2 protein-coding genes are annotated in these 1,028 nt (G+C 51.6%); both read right to left on the bottom strand.

Going from position 1 to position 1,028, the window contains the following annotated elements:
• Window positions 1–122: 122 nt before the first annotated feature.
• The gene (locus MV985_RS01035; protein ID WP_297458287.1) at window positions 123–752 is read right to left on the bottom strand and encodes a translation initiation factor IF-2 N-terminal domain-containing protein; all 630 of its coding nucleotides are present in this window, start codon (window positions 750–752) and stop codon (window positions 123–125) included.
• Between the two features lie 43 nt (window positions 753–795).
• Window positions 796–963: a hypothetical protein gene (locus tag MV985_RS01030; protein ID WP_297458276.1), complete on the bottom strand. Its 168-nt coding sequence runs from the start codon at window positions 961–963 to the stop codon at window positions 796–798.
• Window positions 964–1,028 lie beyond the last annotated feature (65 nt).

The raw sequence follows: 1,028 nt of genomic DNA, 5'->3' as shown, positions 1-1,028 counted from the left end.
ATCCTCGGGAGGGCCTCGAGTCTCTGGGGGTCCCTGCGTCGTGCTCGTGCTTGAGCTCGTTATACATCCGGCTCCAAAGATGGCCAGGAAGAGCAGGGCCATCAGCAGGAAACCTACCTTTCTCATCCGCCCTCACCCCGGAGCTCGATTATAATCTCCTCCAACATGGCCTTGAACTCCTCCCTGTCCAGGTCGTACTTGTACTCAATCTCAACGAGCTTCTCGTCCGGGGTTGCCTCTATTCCCTTCTCCTTCAGCTTTTCTATCAGCGCGTCCGTTGAAACGTTGAACTCCTCCGCGAGCTCCTGGACGGTGTAGTACTTCATCATCGTGCCCGTTATGTAGACCGTTGAGTTAGTTGATTCCTCATAGTAGTAGTACGTCTCATGGGTCTCTTCCTCTCCCGCATAAGCTGAAAACGCCTGGAACCCAACTGCTATAAGCAGTATTGGAATTATCAGGCCAGCCACCACCTTTACCTTTGAGCTCTTAAAGGCGGACTTCAGCATTACGAGCATACTCCTGAATCCCACCACCAGGTGAACCCCCACGAGGCCAATCATGATGAAGCCTAGATAAGTGTGAAGGTTGGTGAGAGCCTCCTTGTCCATGCCAAGGAAGGTCCATCCTATGCTCTCGGCTATCCTGCCGCTGGGCGCTAAATACAGGCCTATTCCAGTTACGGCTATTCCAACAAAGACTATCAGGAGGAGCAGGTCAACAACTCCCCTTAGGAGTGCTGAGGCCCTCATGCTTTCACCTCCGGCGGACATTTCCCTATGCAGAGCATGTTCTTCACCTCATCAGTGCGTATATTATGAGCCCGATTACGATGAAGGGCAGGAGCAGGAAAGCCAATTTGGCAAATATTATCAGCAGAGCAAAGGGCAAAAACAACCAACCAAAGCCGAAGCCCCTTCTCCCGTGCATCGGCCCCATTACAGGCCCGAATCCTCTCGGCATTTTCACCACCAATCAAGACTTGACTTCTTTTCTCAATGAAAAAAAGAAGGAAAGGTTCAGATGAC

Origin of the sequence: Thermococcus sp. (assembly GCF_027012695.1) — an archaeon.
Taxonomy (GTDB): domain Archaea; phylum Methanobacteriota_B; class Thermococci; order Thermococcales; family Thermococcaceae; genus Thermococcus.
This window is presented reverse-complemented; position numbering and strand designations above follow the sequence as displayed.